This is a genomic window from Mycobacterium timonense (assembly GCF_025821985.1).
Classification (GTDB): domain Bacteria; phylum Actinomycetota; class Actinomycetes; order Mycobacteriales; family Mycobacteriaceae; genus Mycobacterium; species Mycobacterium avium.
Window position 1 is genome coordinate 108,114 of the sequence record NZ_JACKSY010000023.1, and the last position, 21,915, is coordinate 130,028.

At 70.5% G+C, this 21,915-nt stretch carries 18 protein-coding genes and 1 pseudogene; 12 read left to right on the top strand and 7 right to left on the bottom strand.

Annotation, left to right across the window (positions count from 1 at the left end):
• Positions 1-9: 9 nt before the first annotated feature.
• Together H7I87_RS07705 and H7I87_RS07710 are read left to right on the top strand one after the other, a co-directional pair.
• Positions 10-735 (top strand): NUDIX hydrolase, encoded by a 726-nt coding sequence (locus tag H7I87_RS07705; protein WP_023869408.1) that lies wholly within the window; start codon positions 10-12, stop codon positions 733-735.
• Between the two features lie 161 nt (positions 736-896).
• On the top strand, positions 897-2,237 hold the full coding sequence (locus H7I87_RS07710; RefSeq protein ID WP_031354158.1) for a lipase family protein: 1,341 nt from the start codon (positions 897-899) through the stop codon (positions 2,235-2,237).
• Here the strand turns inward: H7I87_RS07710 and H7I87_RS07715 are convergent.
• Genes H7I87_RS07715 through bioB form a run of 3 tightly spaced genes read right to left on the bottom strand, consistent with a single transcriptional unit; the run spans position 2,203 to position 4,200 of the window.
• A complete protein-coding gene (locus tag H7I87_RS07715) occupies positions 2,203-2,880 on the bottom strand; it encodes a DUF2567 domain-containing protein (RefSeq protein WP_033724796.1) in 678 nt (225 codons plus the stop codon). The genes H7I87_RS07710 and H7I87_RS07715 overlap by 35 nt on opposite strands.
• On the bottom strand, positions 2,877-3,113 hold the full coding sequence (gene bsaP / locus H7I87_RS07720) for a biotin synthase auxiliary protein BsaP (RefSeq protein ID WP_023881798.1): 237 nt from the start codon (positions 3,111-3,113) through the stop codon (positions 2,877-2,879). Before bsaP ends, H7I87_RS07715 begins: the two co-directional genes overlap by 4 nt.
• A 49-nt stretch (positions 3,114-3,162) precedes the next feature.
• Positions 3,163-4,200, bottom strand: a complete 1,038-nt coding sequence (gene bioB, locus H7I87_RS07725) for a biotin synthase BioB (protein WP_009977401.1) — start codon at positions 4,198-4,200, stop codon at positions 3,163-3,165.
• 130 nt (positions 4,201-4,330) lie between these two features.
• Here bioB and H7I87_RS07730 point away from each other — a divergent pair, with 130 nt between their 5' ends.
• The 6 genes from H7I87_RS07730 to H7I87_RS07755 all read left to right on the top strand — a co-directional run bounded on the left by H7I87_RS07730 (position 4,331) and on the right by H7I87_RS07755 (position 11,856).
• The gene (locus tag H7I87_RS07730) at positions 4,331-4,522 is read left to right on the top strand and encodes a hypothetical protein (protein WP_011725317.1); all 192 of its coding nucleotides are present in this window, start codon (positions 4,331-4,333) and stop codon (positions 4,520-4,522) included.
• A gap of 112 nt (positions 4,523-4,634) precedes the next feature.
• Positions 4,635-6,467 (top strand): hypothetical protein, encoded by a 1,833-nt coding sequence (locus tag H7I87_RS07735; protein WP_033724795.1) that lies wholly within the window; start codon positions 4,635-4,637, stop codon positions 6,465-6,467.
• 3 nt (positions 6,468-6,470) lie between these two features.
• Positions 6,471-6,833 (top strand): hypothetical protein, encoded by a 363-nt coding sequence (locus tag H7I87_RS07740; protein WP_023881800.1) that lies wholly within the window; start codon positions 6,471-6,473, stop codon positions 6,831-6,833.
• On the top strand, positions 6,830-8,194 hold the full coding sequence (locus tag H7I87_RS07745; RefSeq protein ID WP_033724794.1) for a hypothetical protein: 1,365 nt from the start codon (positions 6,830-6,832) through the stop codon (positions 8,192-8,194). The genes H7I87_RS07740 and H7I87_RS07745 overlap by 4 nt, the downstream gene beginning before the upstream one ends.
• A 51-nt stretch (positions 8,195-8,245) precedes the next feature.
• Entirely contained in the window at positions 8,246-10,438 is a 2,193-nt protein-coding gene (locus tag H7I87_RS07750; RefSeq protein WP_009977409.1) for an adenylate/guanylate cyclase domain-containing protein, read from the top strand.
• Complete coding sequence (locus tag H7I87_RS07755) at positions 10,435-11,856, top strand: mechanosensitive ion channel domain-containing protein (protein WP_033724793.1); 1,422 nt, start codon at positions 10,435-10,437, stop codon at positions 11,854-11,856. The genes H7I87_RS07750 and H7I87_RS07755 overlap by 4 nt, the downstream gene beginning before the upstream one ends.
• A 77-nt stretch (positions 11,857-11,933) precedes the next feature.
• Here the strand turns inward: H7I87_RS07755 and H7I87_RS07760 are convergent, their stop codons facing one another.
• The 4 genes from H7I87_RS07760 to H7I87_RS07775 are packed head-to-tail and all read right to left on the bottom strand — an operon-like array spanning position 11,934 to position 15,594.
• Entirely contained in the window at positions 11,934-12,443 is a 510-nt protein-coding gene (locus H7I87_RS07760) for a 2'-5' RNA ligase family protein (RefSeq protein WP_023881803.1), read from the bottom strand.
• Positions 12,443-13,123, bottom strand: a complete 681-nt coding sequence (gene bioD, locus H7I87_RS07765; protein WP_009977412.1) for a dethiobiotin synthase — start codon at positions 13,121-13,123, stop codon at positions 12,443-12,445. The genes H7I87_RS07760 and bioD overlap by 1 nt, the downstream gene beginning before the upstream one ends.
• 4 nt (positions 13,124-13,127) lie before the next feature.
• Positions 13,128-14,273 carry an 8-amino-7-oxononanoate synthase gene (locus tag H7I87_RS07770; RefSeq protein WP_033724792.1) on the bottom strand — a complete coding sequence of 382 codons (1,146 nt, stop codon included), beginning with the start codon at positions 14,271-14,273 and terminating at the stop codon, positions 13,128-13,130.
• A 4-nt stretch (positions 14,274-14,277) separates the two neighbouring features.
• Positions 14,278-15,594, bottom strand: a complete 1,317-nt coding sequence (locus tag H7I87_RS07775; RefSeq protein WP_033724790.1) for an adenosylmethionine--8-amino-7-oxononanoate transaminase — start codon at positions 15,592-15,594, stop codon at positions 14,278-14,280.
• Between the two features lie 62 nt (positions 15,595-15,656).
• On the opposite strand from H7I87_RS07775, the gene H7I87_RS07780 reads away from it, so the two are divergent.
• The 4 genes and pseudogenes from H7I87_RS07780 to glgX all read left to right on the top strand — a co-directional run bounded on the left by H7I87_RS07780 (position 15,657) and on the right by glgX (position 21,913).
• Positions 15,657-16,124 (top strand): hypothetical protein, encoded by a 468-nt coding sequence (locus tag H7I87_RS07780; protein ID WP_003876184.1) that lies wholly within the window; start codon positions 15,657-15,659, stop codon positions 16,122-16,124.
• A 331-nt stretch (positions 16,125-16,455) separates the two neighbouring features.
• Positions 16,456-17,145 (top strand): annotated as a pseudogene (gene ripD / locus H7I87_RS07785) (NlpC/P60 family peptidoglycan-binding protein RipD); the annotation flags it as partial.
• A gap of 279 nt (positions 17,146-17,424) precedes the next feature.
• Positions 17,425-19,587 carry an acetyltransferase SucT gene (gene sucT / locus H7I87_RS07790; RefSeq protein WP_023861775.1) on the top strand — a complete coding sequence of 721 codons (2,163 nt, stop codon included), beginning with the start codon at positions 17,425-17,427 and terminating at the stop codon, positions 19,585-19,587.
• A 127-nt stretch (positions 19,588-19,714) separates the two neighbouring features.
• Complete coding sequence (glgX, locus tag H7I87_RS07795; protein ID WP_024637124.1) at positions 19,715-21,913, top strand: glycogen debranching protein GlgX; 2,199 nt, start codon at positions 19,715-19,717, stop codon at positions 21,911-21,913.
• Positions 21,914-21,915 lie beyond the last annotated feature (2 nt).

Genomic DNA, 21,915 nt, shown 5'->3' on the forward strand with positions numbered 1-21,915 from the left:
ATCGAAAACATGGCCCATGGTAGCACCGCGCACGAAGTGCTCGCGGTCGTGTTCCAGGTTCGCGAAGCAAGCGAACCGGTTACGAAGGGGCGCCATCGGGCGAAACCGCAGCTGAACGTGCTGTTATGGCAGCGGGCCAAGGAGCCGCAGCGCGGGGCGTGGTCGCTGCCGGGCGGGCGGCTGCGCAACGACGAGGACATGACCACCTCGGCGCGGCGCCAGCTGGCCGAGAAGGTCGACCTCAAGGAACTGGCGCACCTGGAACAGCTCGCGGTGTTCTCCGACCCGCACCGGGTGCCGGGCACCCGGATGATCGCGTCCACGTTCCTGGGCCTGGTGCCCTCCCCCGCCAGTCCGGAGCTGCCGCCGGACACCCGCTGGCACCCGGTGAACTGCCTGCCGCCGATGGCCTTCGACCACGGTCAGATGGTGGACAACGCGCGGGCCCGGCTGATCGCCAAGCTCTCCTACACGAACATCGGATTCGCTTTGGCGCCAAGGGAATTCGCCCTGTCCACGCTGCGCGACATCTATGGCGCCGCGCTGGGCTATCAGGTCGACGCGACGAACCTGCAGCGGGTGCTGGCCCGGCGCGGGGTCATCACCGCGACCGGCACCATCGCCCAGTCCGGGCGCAGCGGCGGGCGTCCGGCCGCCCTGTACCGGTTCACCGACGCGGCGCTGCGGGTCACCGACGAATTCGCCGCACTCAGGCCGCCCGGCCTGCCAGGCTAGGCTGGCACAACAGCGTCGTCAGGCGACGCGGTGCTCGACCACACCGGTGGCGCAGGCGACCACGGCCGTAGTGTCGAGAAGTCGCTCACAATGCGGCGATTACGTTTTGGCCACCCGCTGTTCGTACGCGACAATGCCGGATGGCCATGAAGGGAGCCTCAATGGCGGAGCTCGGCAACCTGGCAGGCACGCACGGCGCGGAATGGATCGCCCGGCCGCCGCACGAGGAACTGCAGCGCAAAGTGCGTCCGCTGCTGCCCTCCGACGACCCGTTCTACCAGCCCCCGCTGGGCTTCCAGCATGCCGAACCCGGCACGGTGCTGCGTTCGCGCGACGTCGAGCTGGCGTTCCTCGGCCTGATTCCCCAGCCGATCAAGGCCGTCCAGCTGCTCTACCGGACCATGGACATGAACGGCGAGCCGGAGGCGACCGTCACGACGGTGATCGTCCCGGCCGACGCCGTGCCGGGCCGGCCCTGCCCCCTGCTGTCCTACCAGTGCGCGATCGACGCCGTGTCGTCGCGCTGCTTCCCGTCCTACGCGCTGCGGCGTCGGGCCAAGGCCCTCGGGTCGATCGGCCAGTTCGAACTCTTCCTGATCACCGCCGCGGTCGCCGAGGGCTGGGCGGTCTCGGTGCCCGACCACGAGGGCCTGCGCGGCCTGTGGGGCGCGCCGTACGAACCGGGTTACCGGGTCCTCGACGGCATCCGGGCCGCCCTGGGCTCCGAACGCCTCGGGCTGTCCCCGTCCGCCCCGATCGGGCTGTGGGGCTATTCCGGCGGCGGGCTGGCCAGCGCCTGGGCCGCCGAGACGTGCGCCGAGTACGCGCCCGAACTCAACGTGGTGGGCGCGGTGCTGGGCTCGCCCGTCGGCGACCTGGGCAACACCTTCCGCCGGCTCAACGGCAGCTTCCTATCCGGGCTGCCGGCGCTGGTGGTGGCCGCGCTGGCGCACATCTATCCCGACCTGGACCGGGTGATCAACGAGCACGCCAACGAGGAGGGGCGCGCCCTGCTGGACTCGCTGGAGAAGATGACGACCGTGGAGGCCGTCATCCGGATGGCCGGCAAGAACATGGGCGACTACCTCGACGCGCCGCTGGAGCAGATCCTGTCCACGCCGGAGGTCACCTACGTCTTCGACCACATCAGGCTGGGGGCCGCCGTCCCGACGCCGCCGGTGCTGATCGTGCAGGCCGTGCACGACTACCTGATCGACGTGCACGACATCGACGTGCTGGCCGACGCCTATTCGGCCGGCGGCGCGCAGGTCACCTACCACCGTGACGCCTTCAACGAGCACATGATGCTGCACCCGCTGTCGGCGCCGATGACGCTGCGCTGGTTGACCGATCGCTTCGAGGGCCGCCCGGTGACCGAGCACCTGATCCGGACCACCTGGCCGACGATGTTCAACCCGATGACCTACGTGGGCATGGCCCGGCTGCTCAAGATCGCCGCCAAGGTGGTCACCGGCCGAAAGATTCACCGCCGCCCGCTGTGACGGCCGCTTCCGCGGCGCGCGCATCGGTCGGCGCGGTCGGCGGCAGCGCACCCAGGTCGTCGCGGGCGTCGGCGGCCGCCCGCACGGCGTACACCAGGGCGGCGATCCCGGCCGGCCACATCAGGCTGACCGCGATCTGCAGCGGACCGTCCGAGAAGAACACCGGCGGCGCCTGGATCACGTAGGCGACCGACGGGCTCTTGCCCAGCGACACCGCGTCGAAGTCCAGGGCGCCGTAGCGCAGCCGCACCAGCCCGGCCCCCACCGCGGCGGCGACGAGGGCGGCCGTCACCATCGCGACGGACAGCGCCGCCACCATGGCGGGTCCCCGGTGCCGGCGCGACTGCCAGGCCGCCACCGAGGCCACCACCGCCAACACGGTCAGCAGGCCCAGCAGCAGGGTGGGTGCGACGAAGAAGTGCTCGGACTCGTTGCCCAGGTAGTCGTGCACCCGCTCGCCGGAGCGGGTCAGCGCCACCACCGCGCGGATCGGCGGGGCGATCCACGCCCACAGCGCGCCGAGCGACGCGCCGACGACCGCCGACCCGGCCACCACGACCAGCAGCGCGCGCCGCTCGGCCCGCCCGGGCAGCCCGACGGCGGCGACGTCGCCGGTCGGCGCGGCATCGGGTTGCCCGCTCACCGCCGCGTCTCCAGCTCGGCGGAGTCGACCTGACCATGTCTCGAGCAGCGCGCCCGCCAGCCGTCGGGGCGAACCTGGACCACCATCCGGCGCCCGCACGCCGCGCAGAACCGGGGAGGCTCCAGACCCAACTGGGCCGCCGTCGGCACCACGGTGCCCCCTAGTTCCCCGGTGTAGACGTTGTAGACGCCGGCGCCGACGACTTCGCCCAGGGCGCCCAGATCACCAACCACAAGTTTCCAACCCTAGCCGCGCGGGCGACAAACCGGCGTGCGGGCCGGCTCAGAGGCTGGCATTGAGCCCCTTGAGGGGCATTTGCAGATCGTCCAGCAATTCCAGGTCGGATTCGGCCGGACGCCCCAGCGTGGTCAGGTAGTTGCCGACGATCACGGCGTTGATGCCGCCCAGGATGCCCTTCTTGGCGCCCAGGTCACCGAGGGTGATCTCGCGGCCGCCCGCGAACCGCAGCATGGTGCGCGGCAACGCCAGCCGGAAGGCGGCCACCGACTTCAGCGCCTCGGTCGCCGGCATCACCTCCAGGTCGCCGAACGGGGTGCCCGGGCGCGGGTTGAGGAAGTTCAGCGGCACCTCGTCGGGGCCGAGCTCGGCCAGTTCGGCGGCGAATTCCGCACGCTGCTCGAGGGTTTCGCCCATGCCGAGGATGCCGCCGCAGCAGACCTCCATGCCGGCGTCGCGCACCATCGACAAGGTGTCCCAGCGCTCTTCCCAGGTGTGGGTGGTCACCACGTTGGGGAAGAACGACCGGGCCGTCTCCAGGTTGTGGTTGTAGCGGTGCACGCCCATCTCGGCGAGCTGCTCCACCTGCTCGGCGGTCAGCATGCCCAGCGAGCAGGCGATGTTGATCTCGACCTCGTTGCGGATGGCCTCGATGCCGGCCGCGACCTGGGCCAGCAACCGCTCGTCGGGGCCGCGCACGGCGGCCACGATGCAGAACTCGGTGGCGCCGGACTTGGCGGTCTGCTTGGCCGCCTCGACCAGGCTGGGGATGTCGAGCCGGGCGCTGCGCACCGGGGACGCGAACAGCCCCGACTGCGAGCAGAAGTGGCAGTCCTCGGGGCAGCCGCCGGTCTTCAGGCTGATGATGCCCTCGACCTCGACCTCCGGGCCGCACCAGCGCATCCGCACCTCGTGAGCCAGCGCCAGCAGGTCGTCGAGCCGGTCGTCGGGCAGCCGCAGCACCTGCAGCACCTGGTCGCGGCTCAATCCCTGGCCGCCCTCCAGCACCTGGCGCCGCGCCACCGCCAGGATGTCCTCGTCGTTGCCGGTCTCGGCCGTCGGTCGCGTCGCCGCTTGCGTCACCAGGTACTCCCCTGCCTCTTGCGGGTGCCCGCGCGTGCGGGCACGTCTGCCATCGATGGCAGCCTGAACGAAAAGGTGTTCAAAGTAGGGTAACGGCCGAGCAACTCCAACTACCCCTGGGTATACGACCATGGTGACCGCGCACGCCCAATTCCTGGCGCACCACTATCTGCTGCTGGCGGTGCCGGCGTTCCTGCCTGCGGTGATCGTGGTGGCCGTGGTGCTGTACGTGGCGCTGCGCGACCGGCGGGCCGACCGGACCAGCACGTCGGCCGGAGCGGAGCCGGTCGGCCCCGACACACCGGACGAAAACCGTGATTGACGCGCCGTGGATCTGGGCATTAAACAATCAATCACGAACCTACTTGGCAGTAATGAGCGGTTGACTTAATCGGATCCTCCGGGGTGGCCCGGCGCGGTTGGGAGGCACGACGATGCGGTCGGACGAACTGACGATTGTTGCTGAGGCACCGGCGCGCGGTGCGGGGTTGAACCAGGTGATCGGGCTCTCGCTCGCCGCGGTGGTGATCACGCTGCTGATGCTGTGGGTCGGCCACGCGCACCGCACCCACCGCATCCAATGGCTGACCCGCATCGCCGACAAGATGGGCGAGAAGTTCCACCGGCCCAACTGGGTCGCCCTGCCGGTGCTGATCTTCACCACGTCGATCATCTGCGCGCTGTTCGGCTTCATCTGGGACGTCAGCTGGCACATCGGCAACGGCCGCGACCCCGGCCCGCTGGCCAACCCGGCGCACTACTTCATCATCATCGGCCTGTTCGGAGTGTTTTTGGGCGGCATGGTGTCGGTGGTGCTGCCGTTCGACAAGCCTGGCCCGGCGGCGGTGCGCATCACCCGCAACTGGTACGCACCGGTCGGCGGTGTGCTGATGGCCGGCTGCGGGCTGTACGCGATGATCGGCTTCCCCCTCGACGACATCTGGCACCGCATCTTCGGGCAAGACGTAACACTGTGGGGCCCAACGCATTTGATGATGATCGGCGGCGCCGGCTTTTCGCTGTTCGCGGTGTTGATGCTGGAGCGCGAAGGCGAGGCCGCCGAGGGTGAGGACGTCTACCACAGCGTCTTCATCAGGTTCTTGCGCTACCTGTCCTTCGGCGGCATGTTCATCGGCCTGTCGGTCTTTCAGATCGAATACGACTTCGGCGTCGAGCAATTCCGGCTGGTGCTGCAGCCGATGATGATCGCCGGCGCGGCGGCGCTGGCCGCGGTCGCCGCCCGCATCACGATGGGCCGCGGCGCGGCGCTGATCGCGGCCGTCTTCGCCATCGCGCTGCGCGGCGCCGTCGCGGTGCTGGTCGGGCCGGTGCTGGGCGCCCCGCTCAACTGGTTCCCGTTGTATCTCGGGCCCGCGCTGGCCGTCGAGTTGGTCGCATTGACGCCAATCTTCAAGCGCCCCATCGTCTTCGGCGCGGTGTCCGGCCTGGGGGTGGGCACCCTCGGGCTGTGGTTGGAGTCGCTGTGGATCTCGGCGGTGTACCACTACCCGTGGCCGGTCAGCATGTGGGCCGAGGCGCTGGCCATGGCGGTGCCGGTCGCCGTGCTGATGGGCATGTGCGGCGCCATGTTCGGCATGGTGCTCACCGGGCAGCGGCTGCCGGGCCGGGCCATCGGCATCTCGGTGGTGGTGGCCACGGTGTTGGTGATCGGCGGCGCGGTGGCCAACGGCCTGCACATCCTGGTGCCGCGGCAGAACAACGCCACCATCCTGCTGACCGACCTGCCCAGCCCACCCGGGCAGCGGATGGTCTCCGCCGACATCCAGCTCATGCCGGCCGACATGGTCAGCCCGGATCCGGAGTGGGTGACGGTGCTGTCCTGGCAGGGCCGGATGCAGAACCACCGCGGCCTGCAGATCGACCACCTGGCCAGGGTCGGCCCCGGCCACTACCGGTCGACGCAGCCGCTGCCGGTGTGGGGCACCTGGAAGACGCTGCTGCGAGTGCAGGACGGTTACACCATGACCGCGGTGCCGATCTACGAGCCGGCCGACGACGCGATTCCGGCGGCCGAGGTTCCGGCGCTGTCGGCGATGAACCGCCCGTTCGTCCAGGAGATCACCATCCTGCAGCGGGAACGCGACCAGAACGCGCCGGTGTGGTTGTTCACCGCCGGCTCGATCGTGGTGCTGTGTTTGACCCTGATGGTGATCGCCAGCCTCACCTGGGGCGCCGGCCGGCTCAACAACGCCGTCGGCGAGCCGGAACCCGTCGAGGACAAGCAGCCGATCCCCCGGGCGGCGTAACCGATGACGCTTCGAGGCACCCTCATCGCGGCGTGGGTGGCGGCGCTGACGTGCGGCCTGGTCGGCTGCGGCGGCTCCCCCGATAAGTCCGCGGCCGCGCCGCTGGTCATCGACGTGACCATCGCCCAGGGACAGGTGACGCCGACCAACGCCACCCTGCAGGCCAAGGTGCACCAGCAGATCACCCTGCACGTCACCAGCGATGCCACCGACGAACTGCACGTGCATTCGACGCCGGATCACAAGTTCGCCGTCGCCGCGGCGCCCCACCAGACCTTCCAGTTCGCCGTCGACGTGCCCGGCAACGTCGCCGTGGAGCTGCACCACCTGGACCGCACGATCGCGACCATCCAAATACAGCCATGAGCCCCGCCCCCGCGGCGGTGGTGCTCGCGCACGGGCTGGGCGGGTCCGGCGACCTGCCGGTGCCCTACGCCTATGCGATGGTCGGCGCGGCGTGGGCGCTGACCTTCACCTTCGCCCTGGTGGCCTTCGCCTGGCGGCGGCCGCGGTTCGATCCGCTCAAGCCGGGCCGGGCGCTGCCGGCGGCGCTGACCGCGTTCGTCGACGCCCGGGCCACCCGATACACCGCGGCCGGGCTGGCCCTGGCCGTGGCGGCGTGGGCGGTGGCCGCCGGCGTCTGGGGGCCCGAGTCCGACGCCAACGCGCTGCTCGGCGCCTTCTACGTGCTGCTGTGGGTGGGGCTGGTGGCGGTGTCGCTGGCGATCGGGCCCGTGTGGCGGGTGATCTCGCCGATCCGCACGCTGTATCTGCTGGCGCGCCGGGTCGTCCCGGAGCGGCTCGCCCGGCCGCGGCTGTCCTACCCGAAGCGCTGGGGGTACCGGCCCGCCGCGCTGGGCCTGTTCGCGTTCGTGTGGATGGAGCTGGCCAGCCCGAACCCGGCGGCCCCGTCCTGGGTGACGGGCTGGCTGCTGGTCTACACCGTGCTGATGGCCGCCGGGGCGTGGCTGTGCGGGCAGCGCTGGCTGGCCCGGGCCGACCCGTTCGGGGTGTACAGCATGGCCGTCTCCCGGCTGTCGCCGTTTCGCCGCAATCCGCGGACCGGCCAGATCGTCGTCGGCAACCCGCTCGACCACCTGCCGTCGCTGCCGGTGCGGCCCGGCGTCGTGGTGCTGCTGGCGGTGCTGCTCGGCTCCACCGCGTTCGACAGCTTCTCGTCGTCGCCGACCTGGCGGGGCTTCTCCGATCGGCTGACCCGCGAATTCGCGGCCCCGCCCGCGCTGGCGTCGTCGGTGCTGCGCACCCTCGGCCTGATCGTGTTCATTTGCGTTGTGGCCCTGACCTTTTCACTGGCGGCACGGGCCACCGGCGGGGTCGACGCGCAGCAGCGCCGCGCGTTGCCCGGCCAGATGGCGCATTCGCTGATCCCGATCGTGGTGGGCTACATCTTGGCGCACTACCTGTCCTATCTGGTGGAGCGGGGACAGCAGGCGGTGTTCGCGCTGGCCGACCCGTTCGGCCGGGGCTGGAACCCGCTCGGCCTGGCGCATCTGCAGGTCGCCTACGTGCTGTCCATGCATCCGCCGGTGCTGGCCGCGATCAAGGTGACCTGCGTGGTCACCGGCCACATCGTCGCGGTGATCGCCGCGCACGACAAAGCGCTGCGGCTGCTGCCGGCCGGTCACCAGCTCACCGGGCAGCTGGCGATGATGCTGGTGATGGTCGGCTACACGTTCACCGGTTTGTATCTGCTCTTCGGGGGGTAGGCGTTGCGGCGTGCGCCGCTATCCCCCACCCCACCCGGCCCCCAGCGATTGATGGCGCGGCGCTCGAGGGAGCAGCCCGCACCGGACCCGCAGCAGCCGGCTCGGCAGGCCGGACGCCGCCGGCCGGGGCTGTCGTGGATCAGCATCCAGTCCAAGGTGATGGTGATGCTGTTGGTGTCCAGCCTGGCGTCGCTCGGGGTGATCGGGACGGTCGAGTACGTCGCGGCGCGCAATGCGCTGCAGCCGGCCGCGTCCGAGCGGATGGTGCAGCTTCGCGAGGCACAGAAGCGGGCCATCGAGACGCTGTTCTCGGACCTGTCGGACTCGCTGGTGGTCTACAGCCGCGGATCCACCGCGCTGGAGGCGGTGCAGGCGTTCACCGCCGGCTTCGACCAGTTGGCCAACGCGCCCGTGGATCCCGCGCAGCAACGGGCGCTGGTGGACTTCTACACCGAGCGGCTGATCAAACCGTTCGAGCGTGACACCGGCAAGAAGTTGGCCCTGGACGCGGTGCTGCCCGCCGACAATGCGCAGCGGTACCTGCAGGCGCACTACACCGTGGCGGCGGGCGGACCCTTCGAGGGAACGGGGTCCGCGCCCGACGACGCCGGCGACGGCAGCGCCTGGTCGGCCGCCAACGCCCGCTTCAACGATTACTTCCGCGAGATCGCGACCCGCTTCGAGTACCGCGACGCGTTGCTCCTGGACACCCGCGGCAACGTCGTCTACAGCGTGCGCAAGAGCGCCTCGCTGGGGACCAACATCCTCACCGGCCCCTACCGGCAGTCCAACCTGCGCGGCGCCTACGAGAAGGCGATGGCCGCCAACTCGGTGAACTTCGTGTGGATCACCGACTTTCAGCCCTACCAGCCGCAGCTCGGCCAGCCCACCGCGTGGTTGGTCGCGCCGATCGGCGCGCCGGGCAGGGCGGCGGGCGTGCTGGCGCTACCGCTGCCGATCGCGAAGGTGAACCGAATCATGACCGCCGACAAGCAGTGGAGAGCCGCCGGCATGGGCCGCACCGCCGAAACCTACCTGGCCGGACCGGACAACCTGATGCGGTCGGATTCACGGTTGATCCTCGAAGACCCCGAGCGCTACGCGCGCGACGCGGTCGCCGCCGGCACGCCGCGCAACACCGTCGACACCGCGATCCGCTGGGGCGGCACCACCCTGGTCCAGCCCGTCGCCACCGCGGCCGTGCGCGCCGCGCAACGCGGCGAGACCGGAACCGTCACCGACACCGGCTACCTGGGCCGGCGCGAACTGGCGGCGTATGCCCCGCTGTCCCTGCCGAATTCCGACCTGCACTGGTCGATCCTGGCTACCCGGGAAACCGCCGAGGCCAACGCCCGTGTGGTGTCCCTGACCCAGACCCTGGTATTGACCACTACCGCAATGGTTTTCGTCATCTGCGTGGCCGCCCTGCTGGTCGCCCAGATGTTCGTGCGGCCCATCCGCAGGTTGCAGGCCGGCGCCCGGGAGATCAGCGCGGGCAACTACGACGTCACCATCCCGGTCACCTCGCGCGACGAGATCGGTGAGCTCACCGCCGCTTTCAACGACATGAGCCGCAACCTGCAGATCAAACAGGAGCTGCTGGGCGAGCAATGCAAGGAGAACGACCGGCTGCTGGCCTCGTTGATGCCCGAGCCGGTCGCGCGCCGCTACCGCGAGGGCGAACAGACCATCGCCCAGGAACACCAGGACGTCACCGTGATCTTCGCCGACATCGTCGGGCTGGACGAGATCTCCGCCAAGCTCTCCGGCCGCGAGCTGGTGGGCGTCGTCGACGAGCTGGTCCGCGAGATCGACTCCGCGGCGGAAACCCTTGGCGTGGAACCGATTCGCACGCTACACAACGGATACCTGGCCAGCTGCGGCCTGAACGTTCCCCGCCTGGACAGCGTGCAGCGCACCGTCGAGTTCGCGGTCGAGGTGCAGGGCATCATCGCCCGGTTCAACGGCAGGACCGGCTACCACCTGGGACTGCGGGCCGGGATCAACACCGGCAACGTGGTCAGCGGGCTGGTCGGGCGCTCCAGCCTGGTCTACGACATGTGGGGCGCGGCGGTCAACCTTGCGCACCAAACACGAAGCAGCACAACGCAAACCGGGATCTATGTCACCTCGAAGGTGTATGAGGTGATGCGCGACATCCGCCACTTCACGCCGGCCGGCACGGTCACCGTCGGCGGGGTCGAGCAGCAGATCTGGCAGTTGTCGGAAAGGACCGGGCCGTGAGCACCTTTGACTCGTCGTCGCTGTACTGGGCGGCCGCGGTGGTCTTCGGCCTGCCGCTGCTGCTGATCGTCCTCACCGAATGGCACCAGAGCCTGGTCCGCAAGCACAGCCCGCTGGCCCGGCCCGTCTTCCTGCTGCGCAGCTACCTGATCCCGCTGGGCGCGCTGCTGGTGCTGCTGGTGAATGTGGCCAGGATGCCCGCCCAGTTCACCTCGGTGCGGGTGCTGGCAACGGCGTTCGGCTTCGTGGTGGTGGTGCTGCTGCTGTCCGGGCTCAACGCCACCATCTTCGAGGGCGCACCGGAAGGCTCCTGGCGTCAGCGGGTTCCGGGCATCTTCCTGGACGTGACCCGCTTCGTGCTGATCGGTGTCGGGCTGGCGGTCATCTTCTCCTACGTGTGGGGCGTTCGGGTGGGTGGCCTCTTCACCGCGCTGGGCGTGACATCGGTGGTGATCGGCCTGATGCTGCAGAACTCCGTCGGCCAGATCGTGTCCGGGCTGTTCATGTTGTTCGAGCAGCCGTTCCGTATCGGCGACTGGCTGGACACCCCGGCGGCGCGCGGCCGCATCGTGGAGGCCAACTGGCGGTCGGTGCACATCCAGACCGGGCGCGGGCTGCAGATCACGCCCAACTCGGTGCTGGCCACCACCTCGTTCACCAACCTCAGCCGCCCGCCCGGTGGGCACCAATTGACGCTCACCGCAACGTTTTCCGAGACGGATCCGCCCGACCGGGTGTGCGCGCTGCTGCGCCGGGTCGCCGACGCGCTGCCGCAACGCCGGCCCGACGCGGTCGCGGCGGCGGTGCCCGCCGGAGGGGCCGAGTATCACGTCACGATCGGATTGACCTCGCCCGCCGACGATTCCGCCGCGCAGGCGACGCTGCTGCGCTGGCTCTGGTACGGCGCGCGCCGCGAGGGTCTGCGCCTCGACGGCGCCGAGGACGACATCTCCACCCCCGAGCGCATCGAGCGGGCGCTGCGCATGGTGGTCGCCCCGGCGCTGCGGCTGGGCCCGCCGGATCAGCAGGCGTTGGTGTCGCACGCGCGAATCGTCCGGTACGGGGCCGACGAGATCGTCGAGCACGCCGGCCGCGTCCCGGAGAAGATGACGTTCCTGCTCGCGGGCGGGGTGCGGTTGACCGCCGCCGCCCCGGACGGATCGGTGGTCGCGGTCGGCGGCCTGGACGAGGGCTCGTTTCTGGGAGTGACCGCGCTGACCCGCCAGCCCAACCTGGCCGACGCGCAGGCCGTCGCGGAGGTGACCGCGCTGGAGATCGACCGCGAACACCTCGTCGAGTTGGTGACCGGCAAGCCGTTGCTGCTGCAGGACCTGGGTCGCACCATCGACGAGCGGCGCGCCCTGGTGCACCGGGCCGTGACCGCCGAGCCGATGCCGTCCCGGGAGCCGGTGTCGTAAGCCATCGCTGTCGTCCCGGGCGACAAGGAACGGGTCAACGCCGATCTGCTCGACTTCCTGCGCCGCTGAATCCCCGCCTAACCGATCGGGTGCTCGACCTTCTTGTTGCCGTCCCAGCGGCGCAAACCCACGAAGCTGCACTCGATCTGGGTGGGCCGGCCGGCGATGCGCAGCGCCCGGCCGAGTTGGGCGCCGCCGACCCGGCGGGCCATGGTGACGTGCCCGGTCCACTGGCCGGGCAGGCTGTTGGGCATCGGTGCGGGCCGCAGGTGCGGGGCGCACAGCCGGTGCACCTGGGCGTGCAGGTCCAGCAGTTCGCCGGTGGGCACCACCAGTCGGGCGAAGACCACGCTGCCCCGGCCGAACAGCACCGGCGCGCCGATCAGGCACGGCAGCGGTAGCCGGGTACACAGCGGGGCCAGCAGAGCGTCCACGTCGGCAGTGATCGCCTCGGCGACCGCCAGCGTCACGTGCGGCCGGCTCGCCGGCGCCTGGCTGGGAATTCCGGCCGCCGCCAACGCTTTCCAGGTCTGCCGGATGGCCGCCTCGGTGTCCGGGTCGAAGACCAGCTCGATCGAGTGGACCATCAGACGGCCAGCGCGGTGACCCAGTCGCGGTCGAATGCGCCGGCGCTCACGGCCTCGAACTCGGCGGCGGCCAGCGCCGCCGCCCCCGCGGGCAGCACGGCGCGCACCGGGGCAAGCGCTTCGAGCGCGGGCCGATTCGACGTCTCGACCGGGCCGGGATGTTCGGGCCAGGCGCCGATCACCAGCCCGGCACACGAAAGGCCCTGCGCGGCAAGCGCTTCCAGGGTCAGCGCGGTGTGGTTGAGGGTGCCCAGCGCCGGCCGGACCACGACCAGCACCGCCGCGCCCAGCGCGACGGCGAGATCGCGTGCGGTGACACCGTTTTCGCCGAGCTCGACCAGCAGTCCCCCGGCGCCCTCGACCAGCGTCAGCCGCCCCGGCCGGTCCAGCTCGCCGATGAACCCCAGCAGCTGCTCGCGGCTGGGCAAGGCCATCCCCGCCGCGGCGGCGGCGGCCACCGGCGCCAGCGGCCGCGGGTAGCGGGCCAGCCCGGCCAGCTCGGTCACCCCGGACAGCCGGGCCACCTCGGCGAGGTCGTCGTCGCCGTCGTCGGTGCCGGTCTGCACCGGTTTGCACACCGCCACGTCGATGCCGGCGCGGCGGGCATGACACGCCAGCGCCGCCGTGGCGACCGTCTTTCCGACCCCGGTGTCGGTGCCGGTGACGACCAGAACCGTCACGGCCTCAGCCGAGCCCGGCGAGCACATCGGTGAGCACCCGGCGCGCGACCTCCAGTTCGGCGTCGTCCAGCGACGCGCGGGCGGTCAGCCGCAGCCGCGACGTCCCGGCGGGCACCGTCGGGGGACGAAAGCAGCCCACCCGCACACCGGCGTCCAGGCAGGCGGTCGCGGCGGCCACCGCCACGTCCGGGTCGCCCAGGATCACCGACACCACCGCCGACTGCGGCGCCTCGCGAACCCGGCAGACCTCGGCCAGCACGCCGGCGTGGCGCAGCACCGCGCCGGCCCGCCAGGGTTCGGCGCGCAGCACGCCCAGCGCGGCGCGCGCGGCGCCCACCGCCGCCGGGGCCAGGCCGGTGTCGAAGATGAACGTGCGCGCCGCGTCGATCAGATGGGCCCGCACCGCCGCCGGCCCCAGCACCGCGCCGCCCTGGCTGCCCAGCGCCTTGGACAGCGTGGTGGTCATGACCACGTCGGGCGCGCCGGCCAGGCCGGCCTCGAACACCAGCCCGCGCCCGCCGCCGCGCACCCCCAGGCCGTGCGCCTCGTCGACGATCAGCAGGGCCCGGTGCCGGCGGCACACCTCGTGCAGCTCGCGCAGCGGCGCCAGGGCGCCGTCGGTGGAGAACACCGACTCGGTGATGACGACGGCGCGTTCCTCGTCGCGGTCCTGCAGCGCCGCCCGCACCGCGTCGACGTCGCGATGCGGCGTCACCACCACCCGCGCCCGCGACAGCCGGCAGGCGTCCACCAGCGAGGCGTGCGAGTACGCGTCGGAGACCACCAGCGCCCCGCGGCCCGACAGGCCCACGACGGCGCCCAGGTTGGCCGCGTAGCCCGACGAGAACAGCAGCCCGCTGGCCGCGCCGACGTAGTCGGCGAGCTCGGACTCGAACTGCTGGTGCAGCTCGGTGTCCCCGGTGACCAGCCGCGATCCGGTCGCCCCGGCGCCCCAAAGGCGCAGCGCGGCGACCCCGCCGTCGATCACGTCGGGGTGCTGGGACAGCCCGAGGTAGTCGTTGGAGGCCAGGTCCAGCTCGGTGGCCACGGGCGGCCGCGGCCGCAGCGAGCGGCGCAGCCCGGCCGCGCGGCGCTGCTGTTCGACCGCGTCCAGCCAGGCCAGCGGGGAAACCTCGATGGGTGCTTTCATCGACCTAGAGCCTACGAGAGCCGAGGCGCGCGGCGACCTGCACCATCGCCGAGGCGATCCGGGCGATCTCGTCGGGCGGGCAGATGTAGGGCGGCATGGCGTAGATCAGGTTGCGGAACGGGCGCAGCCAGACGCCGTGGTCCAGCGCCGCCGGGGTGGCGACGGCCAGGTCGACGGGCCGGTGGCATTCGATGACGCCGATGGCGCCGCGCACCCGGACGTCGGTCACGCCGGGTAGCTCCCGGGCGGGTTCCAGCCCGGCCGCCAGGCCGGCGGAGATCTCGGCGACCCGCGACCGCCAGTCCTGCCCGAGCAGCACCTCGACGCTGGCCACCGACACGGCGCAGGCCAGCGCGTTGGCCATGAAGGTGGGGCCGTGCATCAGCGCCCCGGCCTCTCCGGCGCTGATGGCCTGCGCGATGTCGGTGCTGCACAGGGTGGCGGCCAGGCTGAGGTATCCGCCGGTCAGCGCCTTGCCGACGCACATGATGTCGGGGCTGACCCGGGCGTGGTCGGCGGCGAAGAGCTCGCCGGTGCGGCCGAACCCGGTGGCGATCTCGTCGAAGATCAACAGCACGTCGTGCCGGGTGCAGGCCTCGCGCAGGTCGCGCAGATACCGCGGGTCGTGGAACCGCATGCCGCCGGCACCCTGCACGACGGGCTCGACGATCACCGCGGCCAGCTCGTCGGCGTGCCGGGCCAGCTGCGCCTCGAACGCCGCGCTGTAGGCCGGGTCGTAGTCACGGGGCACCTGCGGGGCGAACACCTGCCGGGCCAGGATGTCGGTCCACAGCGAATGCATGCCGCCCTCGGGGTCGCAGACGCTCATCGGGGTGAAGGTGTCGCCGTGGTAGCCGCCCCGCCAGGTCATCAGCCGGTGCTTGGCCGGCCGGTGGCGGCTGCGCCAGTACTGCAGCGCCATCTTCACCGCCACCTCGACCGACACCGACCCCGAGTCGCTGAAGAACACGGTGTCCAGCCCGGCCGGGGTGATGCTCACCAGCAGCTGGGCCAGCCGCGCCGCGGGTTCGTGGGTGAGCCCGCCGAACATGACGTGGTTCATGGCGGCGAGCTGGTCGGACAGCGCCGCGTCCAGCACCGGGTGGCCGTGGCCGTGGATCGCGGTCCACCAGGAGCTCATGGCGTCGAGCGCCCGGACCTCGGCGCCGTCGCGGATCAGGGTCAGCCAGGCGCCGCGGGCGCCGACTGCCACCACCGGGGCGACGGATTCGGCGCCGATGGTGCTGTAGGGGTGCCACAGGTGCGCGGCGTCGATCGCGCTGATCTGCTCGGGCGTCAGCCCGGCCTTCGCCGCGGGCATAGTGATCGAGGGTAGAGCAGCCGATTCGCGCAAAACCGGGCCGTCGGGAAGCATGGGACAGCATGGCCACGCCGCAGCCGCCCGACGGGTCGGGCCCCGACGCAGGGCCCGCCGGCCCGGGCTGGTCCGGCGACGCCCGCGGCCCGGTGGCCGAGTACGACGAGGAAGCGCCCCGGGTGCTGCGCCTGCGGCTGGCGGCGTGGGACGTCGTCTGCACCGTCGCCCTGCTGGTCCTGCTCGCGCTGCTGGCCACGGCGACGTCCTGGCCGGAGCGGCTGTTCGGGTTTCTGGCCAATGTCTGCGAGGACGAGACCTGCGGGCCGGTTCCCTACGGGCTGGATCTGTACATCCATCCGGTGGTGTGGGGCGGCATCGGTGCGGCGCTGACCGCCGCCGTGGTGGGCCCGGTGGTGTCCCTCCTGAAGGGCTGGTACATGTCCTTCTGGCCGGTGCTGTCGTTGGCGCTGGTGATGGTCAGCTCGGTGGCCGGATCGATGCTGACGATGTTCAGCGAACGCTACTGGCTGTGATCGGGCCGCCCGGCGGCGCCGCCGTTCGCTAGCCGACTGAGACCGAAATCACAACTGCGCATACGGGATTCGCCGCGGCAGTCACCGTCGGGTCACGGTACGACAAAAAATCCCCCGCGACCCTGGCGGCTAAGACCTTCTGTTGTCAAAGTGGCTCTTGTGACTGGTGTGAATACAGCGGTTCGGCCGGCTGGTTCACGCCGCAAGTGGCATGGACGGCGTGCGATCCCAGCGTGGGGGTCCTCGCCCGGTCCATGAACCGGGGCGGACGCGCGAGGTCACCGCGCCGAGGCCCGACGAGTGCCGGAGAGGCCAGGAAAGGCCAGGAAAAATGAAACGCATCTACGCCTTCGCGATCGGTTTGGCCCTGCTCGGGGCGCCGGCGGCGCCGATGGTGGTTCCCGCCGTCGCGACCGCCGACCCGGGCGTCAGGGCGATGGACTATCAGCAGGCCACCGACGTGGTGATCGCGCGCGGTCTGTCGCAGCGCGGTGTGCCGTTCTCCTGGGCCGGCGGCGGCATCAACGGCCCCACCCGCGGCACCGGGACCGGCGCCAACACCGTCGGTTTCGACGCGTCCGGGCTGATGCAGTACGCGTACGCCGGCGCCGGCATCAAGTTGCCGCGCTCGTCCGGCGCGATGTACCGCGTCGGCCAGAAGATCCTGCCGCAGCAGGCCCGCAAGGGTGACCTGATCTTCTACGGCCCCGAGGGCACCCAGAGCGTCGCAATGTACCTGGGCAACAACCAGATGCTCGAGGTCGGCGACGTGGTGCAGGTGTCGCCGGTGCGTACCGCCGGCATGGCGCCCTACATGGTCCGGGTGCTGGGAACCACGGCGCCCACCCAGCAGGTTCCGCAGCAGGCGCCGCTGCAGCAGACCCCGGCGCAGCAGGCGCCCTTGCAACAGACCCCGGGCCAGCAGGCGCCCTTGCAGCAGACCCCGGGCCAGCAACTGCCCACCCAGCAGGCCCCGCTGCAACAGGTTCCGGGGCAACAGGTTCCGGCGCAACAGGTTCCGGCGCAACAGGTTCCGGGGCAGCAGCTGCCCACCCAGCAAGCGCCCCAGCAGGCACCCCTGCAGCTGGCGCCGACCCAGCAGGCGCCGCTGCAACAGCTGCCGACCCAGCAGTCACCGCTGCAGCAGCTGCCGGTCCAGCAGTCGCCACTGCAGCCGGCGGGCGCCGGGCTCACCCGGTAGTCCCGGACCCTGCGCGCCCGTCCGACACCCGCCACCTGCTCCCCCGCCGCGCGCGCGTCAGGAGTCGGTGGCGGGTTTTCGGTAAATTAGCGGTCGATCATGCAGACCCCGTCCCCGTCCCCAGCACCGGTCGCCGCCGCCGATCCGGGCACCTCGGGAGCGCGCACGCCGGGGTCTCGCGGGTTCTACCGCTACGACCTCGACGGCTTGCGCGGCATCGCCATCGCCCTGGTCGCGGTGTTCCACATCTGGTTCGGCCGGGTTTCCGGCGGCGTCGACGTGTTCCTGGCGCTGTCCGGATTCTTCTTCGGCGGCAAGGTCATTCGCGCCGCGCTGAACCCCGCGGTGGCGCTCTCGCCGGTGGCCGAGGTGATCCGGCTGGTCCGTCGCCTGGTTCCGGCTCTGGTGGTGGTGCTGGCCGGCTGCGCGGTGCTGACCATCCTGGTGCAGCCGGAGACGCGCTGGGAGACCTTCGCCGACCAGAGCCTGGCCAGTCTCGGCTACTACCAGAACTGGGAGCTGGCCAACACCGCGTCGGACTACCTGCGGGCCGGTGAGGCCGTCAGCCCGCTGCAGCACATCTGGTCGATGTCGGTGCAGGGCCAGTTCTACGTCAGCTTCCTGGTGCTGATCGCCGGCCTGGCCTACCTGTTCGGCCGCCCCCTGGGCGCCCGGCTGCGCACCCTGGTCCTGGTGGTGCTGGCCGCGCTGACGGTGGCCTCGTTCGGCTACGCGATCGTCGCGCATCAGCAGAACCAGGCGGCCGCCTACTACGACAGCTTCGCGCGGGGCTGGGAATTGCTGCTCGGCGCCCTGGTCGGGGCGCTGGTGCCGCGGATCCGCTGGCCGATGTGGTTGCGCACGCTGTTGGCGACGGTGGCGCTGGGCGCGGTGCTGTCCTGCGGGGCGCTGATCGACGGGGTGCAGGAGTTCCCGGGGCCGTGGGCGCTGGTGCCGGTCGGCGCCGCCATGCTGATGATCCTGGTCGGCGCCAACCTGGCCGGCGATCGCCTGCCGCTGCCGAACCGGCTGCTGGCCACCCGCCCGCTGGTCGAGCTGGGCGCCATCGCCTACTCGCTGTACCTGTGGCACTGGCCGCTGCTGATCTTCTGGCTGTCCTACAGCGGCCACAAGCACGCCGGCTTCGTCGAGGGCACGGTATTGCTGCTGGTGTCCGGCGTGCTGGCGTACCTGACCAACCGCCTGGTCGAGGACCCACTGCGGCACCGGGGCTCCGCGCGGCCGGCGCCCCGGCCCGCCGCGCCGACGGTGCCGTGGCTGGCGCGGGTGCCGCGGCCGACGATGGCGCTGGGGTCGGCGATCGTGCTGCTCGGTGTGACGCTGACCGCGACCTCGTTCACCTGGCGCCAGCACGTCACCGTGCTGCGCTCGGCCGGCAAGGAACTCAGCGTCCTCAACCCGCAGGACTATCCCGGCGCCCGGGCCCTCACCGAACACGTGCGGGTGCCCACGCTGCCGATGCGGCCCACCGTCCTGGAGGTCAAGCAGGACCTGCCCGCCTCCACCCGGGACGGCTGCATCAGCGACTTCGTCAACCCGGCCGTGGTCAACTGCACCTACGGCGACGTGACCGCCGACCGGACCATCGCGCTGGCGGGCGGATCGCACGCCGAGCACTGGCTGCCGGCCCTGGACATGCTCGGCAAGCTGCACCACTTCAAGGTGGTGACCTACCTGAAGATGGGCTGCCCACTGTCGACCGAACAGGTCCCGCTAATCATGGGCAACAACGCCCCCTACCCGCAGTGCCGCGAGTGGGTGCAGCGCACCATGACCAAACTGGTCACCGATCGGCCCGACTACGTCTTCACCACCACCACCCGGCCGTGGAACATCAAGACCGGTGACGTGATGCCGGCGACCTACATCGGGATCTGGCAAACGTTGTCCGACAACAACATTCCCATCCTCGGGATGCGCGACACCCCGTGGCTGGTGAAAAACGGCCAGCCCTTCGACCCGGCGGACTGCCTGGCCAAACGCGGCGGCACCGCCCAGTCGTGCGCCATCAAGCGATCCGACGTGCTCTCCGAGCGCAACCAGACCCTCGACTTCGTCGGGCAATTCCCGCAACTCAAGGTGCTCGACATGTCGGATGCGATCTGCCGGGCCGACGTGTGCCGGCCGGTGGAGGGAAATGTGCTGATCTACCATGGGGCCCATCACATGTCGCCCACCTATGTGCGGACCATGGCGCCCGAATTGGGCCGGCAGATCGCCGAGAGCACCGGTTGGTGGTAATCGGCCCCGTAATCGGCTCTGCCGCCTCAAAATACCCCGAAATATGTCCACGCGGCCCGCGCGTGCTTCCCACCGCAGCACGGCCGCAACCTTCGTGAGCGCCGCGCGGCGCGGATAAGGTCAAGAGGTGTCAAGCAACGAACCCGCTTCAGCAGCAGGCGGCGGTACTCACCAACCCGAAGTGCCTACCGTCTGGCCGGGCAGCCCCTACCCGCTGGGGGCGTCCTACGACGGCGCCGGGACGAACTTCTCCCTGTTCTCCGAGATCGCCGAGAAGGTCGAGTTGTGCCTGATCGACAGCCGCGGCGCCGAGACCCGGATTCCGTTGGACGAGGTCGACGGCTACGTCTGGCACGCCTATCTGCCCAACATCAACCCCGGTCAGCGCTACGGGTTTCGCGTCTACGGACCGTTCGAACCGTCGGCCGGTCACCGCTGCGACCCCAGCAAGCTGTTGCTCGACCCGTACGGCAAGGCTTTTCACGGCGACTTCACCTACGGCCAGGCGTTGTTCTCCTATGACCTCAAGGCCGTCGCGGCCGGCGGCGACGACGCCGACCCCGGGATCCCGCCCATGGTCGACTCGCTGGGCCACACCATGACCAGCGTGGTGAGCAACCCGTTCTTCGACTGGGGATCGGACCGGGCCCCGCTGACGCCCTACCACGAAACCGTCATCTACGAGGCGCACGTCAAGGGCATGACCCAGACCCACCCCAGCGTCCCCGAGCAGCTGCGGGGCACCTACGCCGGGCTGGCGCACCCGGCGATCATCGACCACCTCAAGTCGCTCAACGTCACCGCGATCGAGCTCATGCCGGTGCACCAATTCATGCACGACTCGCGTCTGCTCGATCTGGGACTTCGAAACTACTGGGGCTACAACACATTCGGCTTCTTCGCCCCGCACAACCAGTACGCCGCCAACCGCAACTCCAGCGTCGCCGAGTTCAAGTCCATGGTGCGCAGCTTCCACGAGGCCGGCATCGAGGTCATCCTCGACGTGGTCTACAACCACACCGCCGAGGGCAACCACCTGGGCCCGACCATCAACTTCCGCGGCATCGACAACGCCGCCTACTACCGGCTGGTCGACACCGACCTGCGGCGCTACAAGGACTACACCGGCACCGGCAACAGCCTCAACCCGCGCCACCCGCACGTGCTGCAGCTGATCATGGACTCGCTGCGCTACTGGGTCACCGAGATGCACGTGGACGGATTCCGCTTCGACCTGGCCGCCACCCTGGCCCGCGAGCTGCACGACGTCGACCGGCTGAGCGCGTTCTTCGATCTGGTGCAGCAGGATCCGATCGTCAGCCAGGTCAAACTGATCGCCGAGCCGTGGGATGTCGGCGAGGGCGGCTACCAGGTCGGGAATTTTCCGGGTTTGTGGACCGAATGGAACGGGAAGTATCGCGATACTGTGCGCGATTACTGGCGGGGTGAGCCCGCAACCCTGGGCGAGTTCGCGTCCCGGCTGACCGGGTCGTCGGACCTCTACGAGGCGACCGGCCGCCGTCCCAGCGCCAGCATCAACTTCGTCACCGCGCACGACGGGTTCACGCTGAACGACCTGGTGTCCTACAACGAAAAGCACAACATGGCCAACGGGGAGGACAACCGGGACGGGGAAAGCCACAACCGATCCTGGAACTGCGGTGTGGAAGGCCCCACCGACGACCCCGACATCACCGAGCTGCGCTACCGCCAGATGCGCAACTTCTGGGCCACCCTGATGGTCAGCCAGGGCACGCCGATGATCGCGCACGGCGACGAGTTCGGCCGCACCCAGAACGGCAACAACAATGTCTACTGCCAGGACTCCGAATTGTCTTGGATGGACTGGTCTTTGGTCGACAAGAACTCCGACCTGCTGGCGTTCGCGCGCCGGGCCACCACGTTGCGCACCAAGCATCCGGTGTTCCGCCGGCGCCGGTTCTTCGAGGGCGAACCGATCCGCAGCGGCGACGAGGTGCGCGACATCGCCTGGCTGACACCCGGCGGCCGGGAGATGACGCACGAGGACTGGGGGCAGAGCTTCCACAAATGCGTGGCGGTCTTCCTCAACGGCGACGCCATCACCGCACCCAACGCTCGCGGCGAGCAGGTGGTCGACGACTCGTTTCTGTTGTGCTTCAACGCCGGTGAGCAACCGGTGCAGTTCGTGATGCCGGGCGGCGACTACGCGAAAGAGTGGACGGTGGAACTGGACACCAACGAACCGACCGGCCGCAAAGAAGGCGCCGAGCCGCTGGTGGTGCACGCCGAAGAAGAGCTGACGCTGCCCTCGCGTTCGCTGCTGATATTGCGTAAGACGTTGTGACG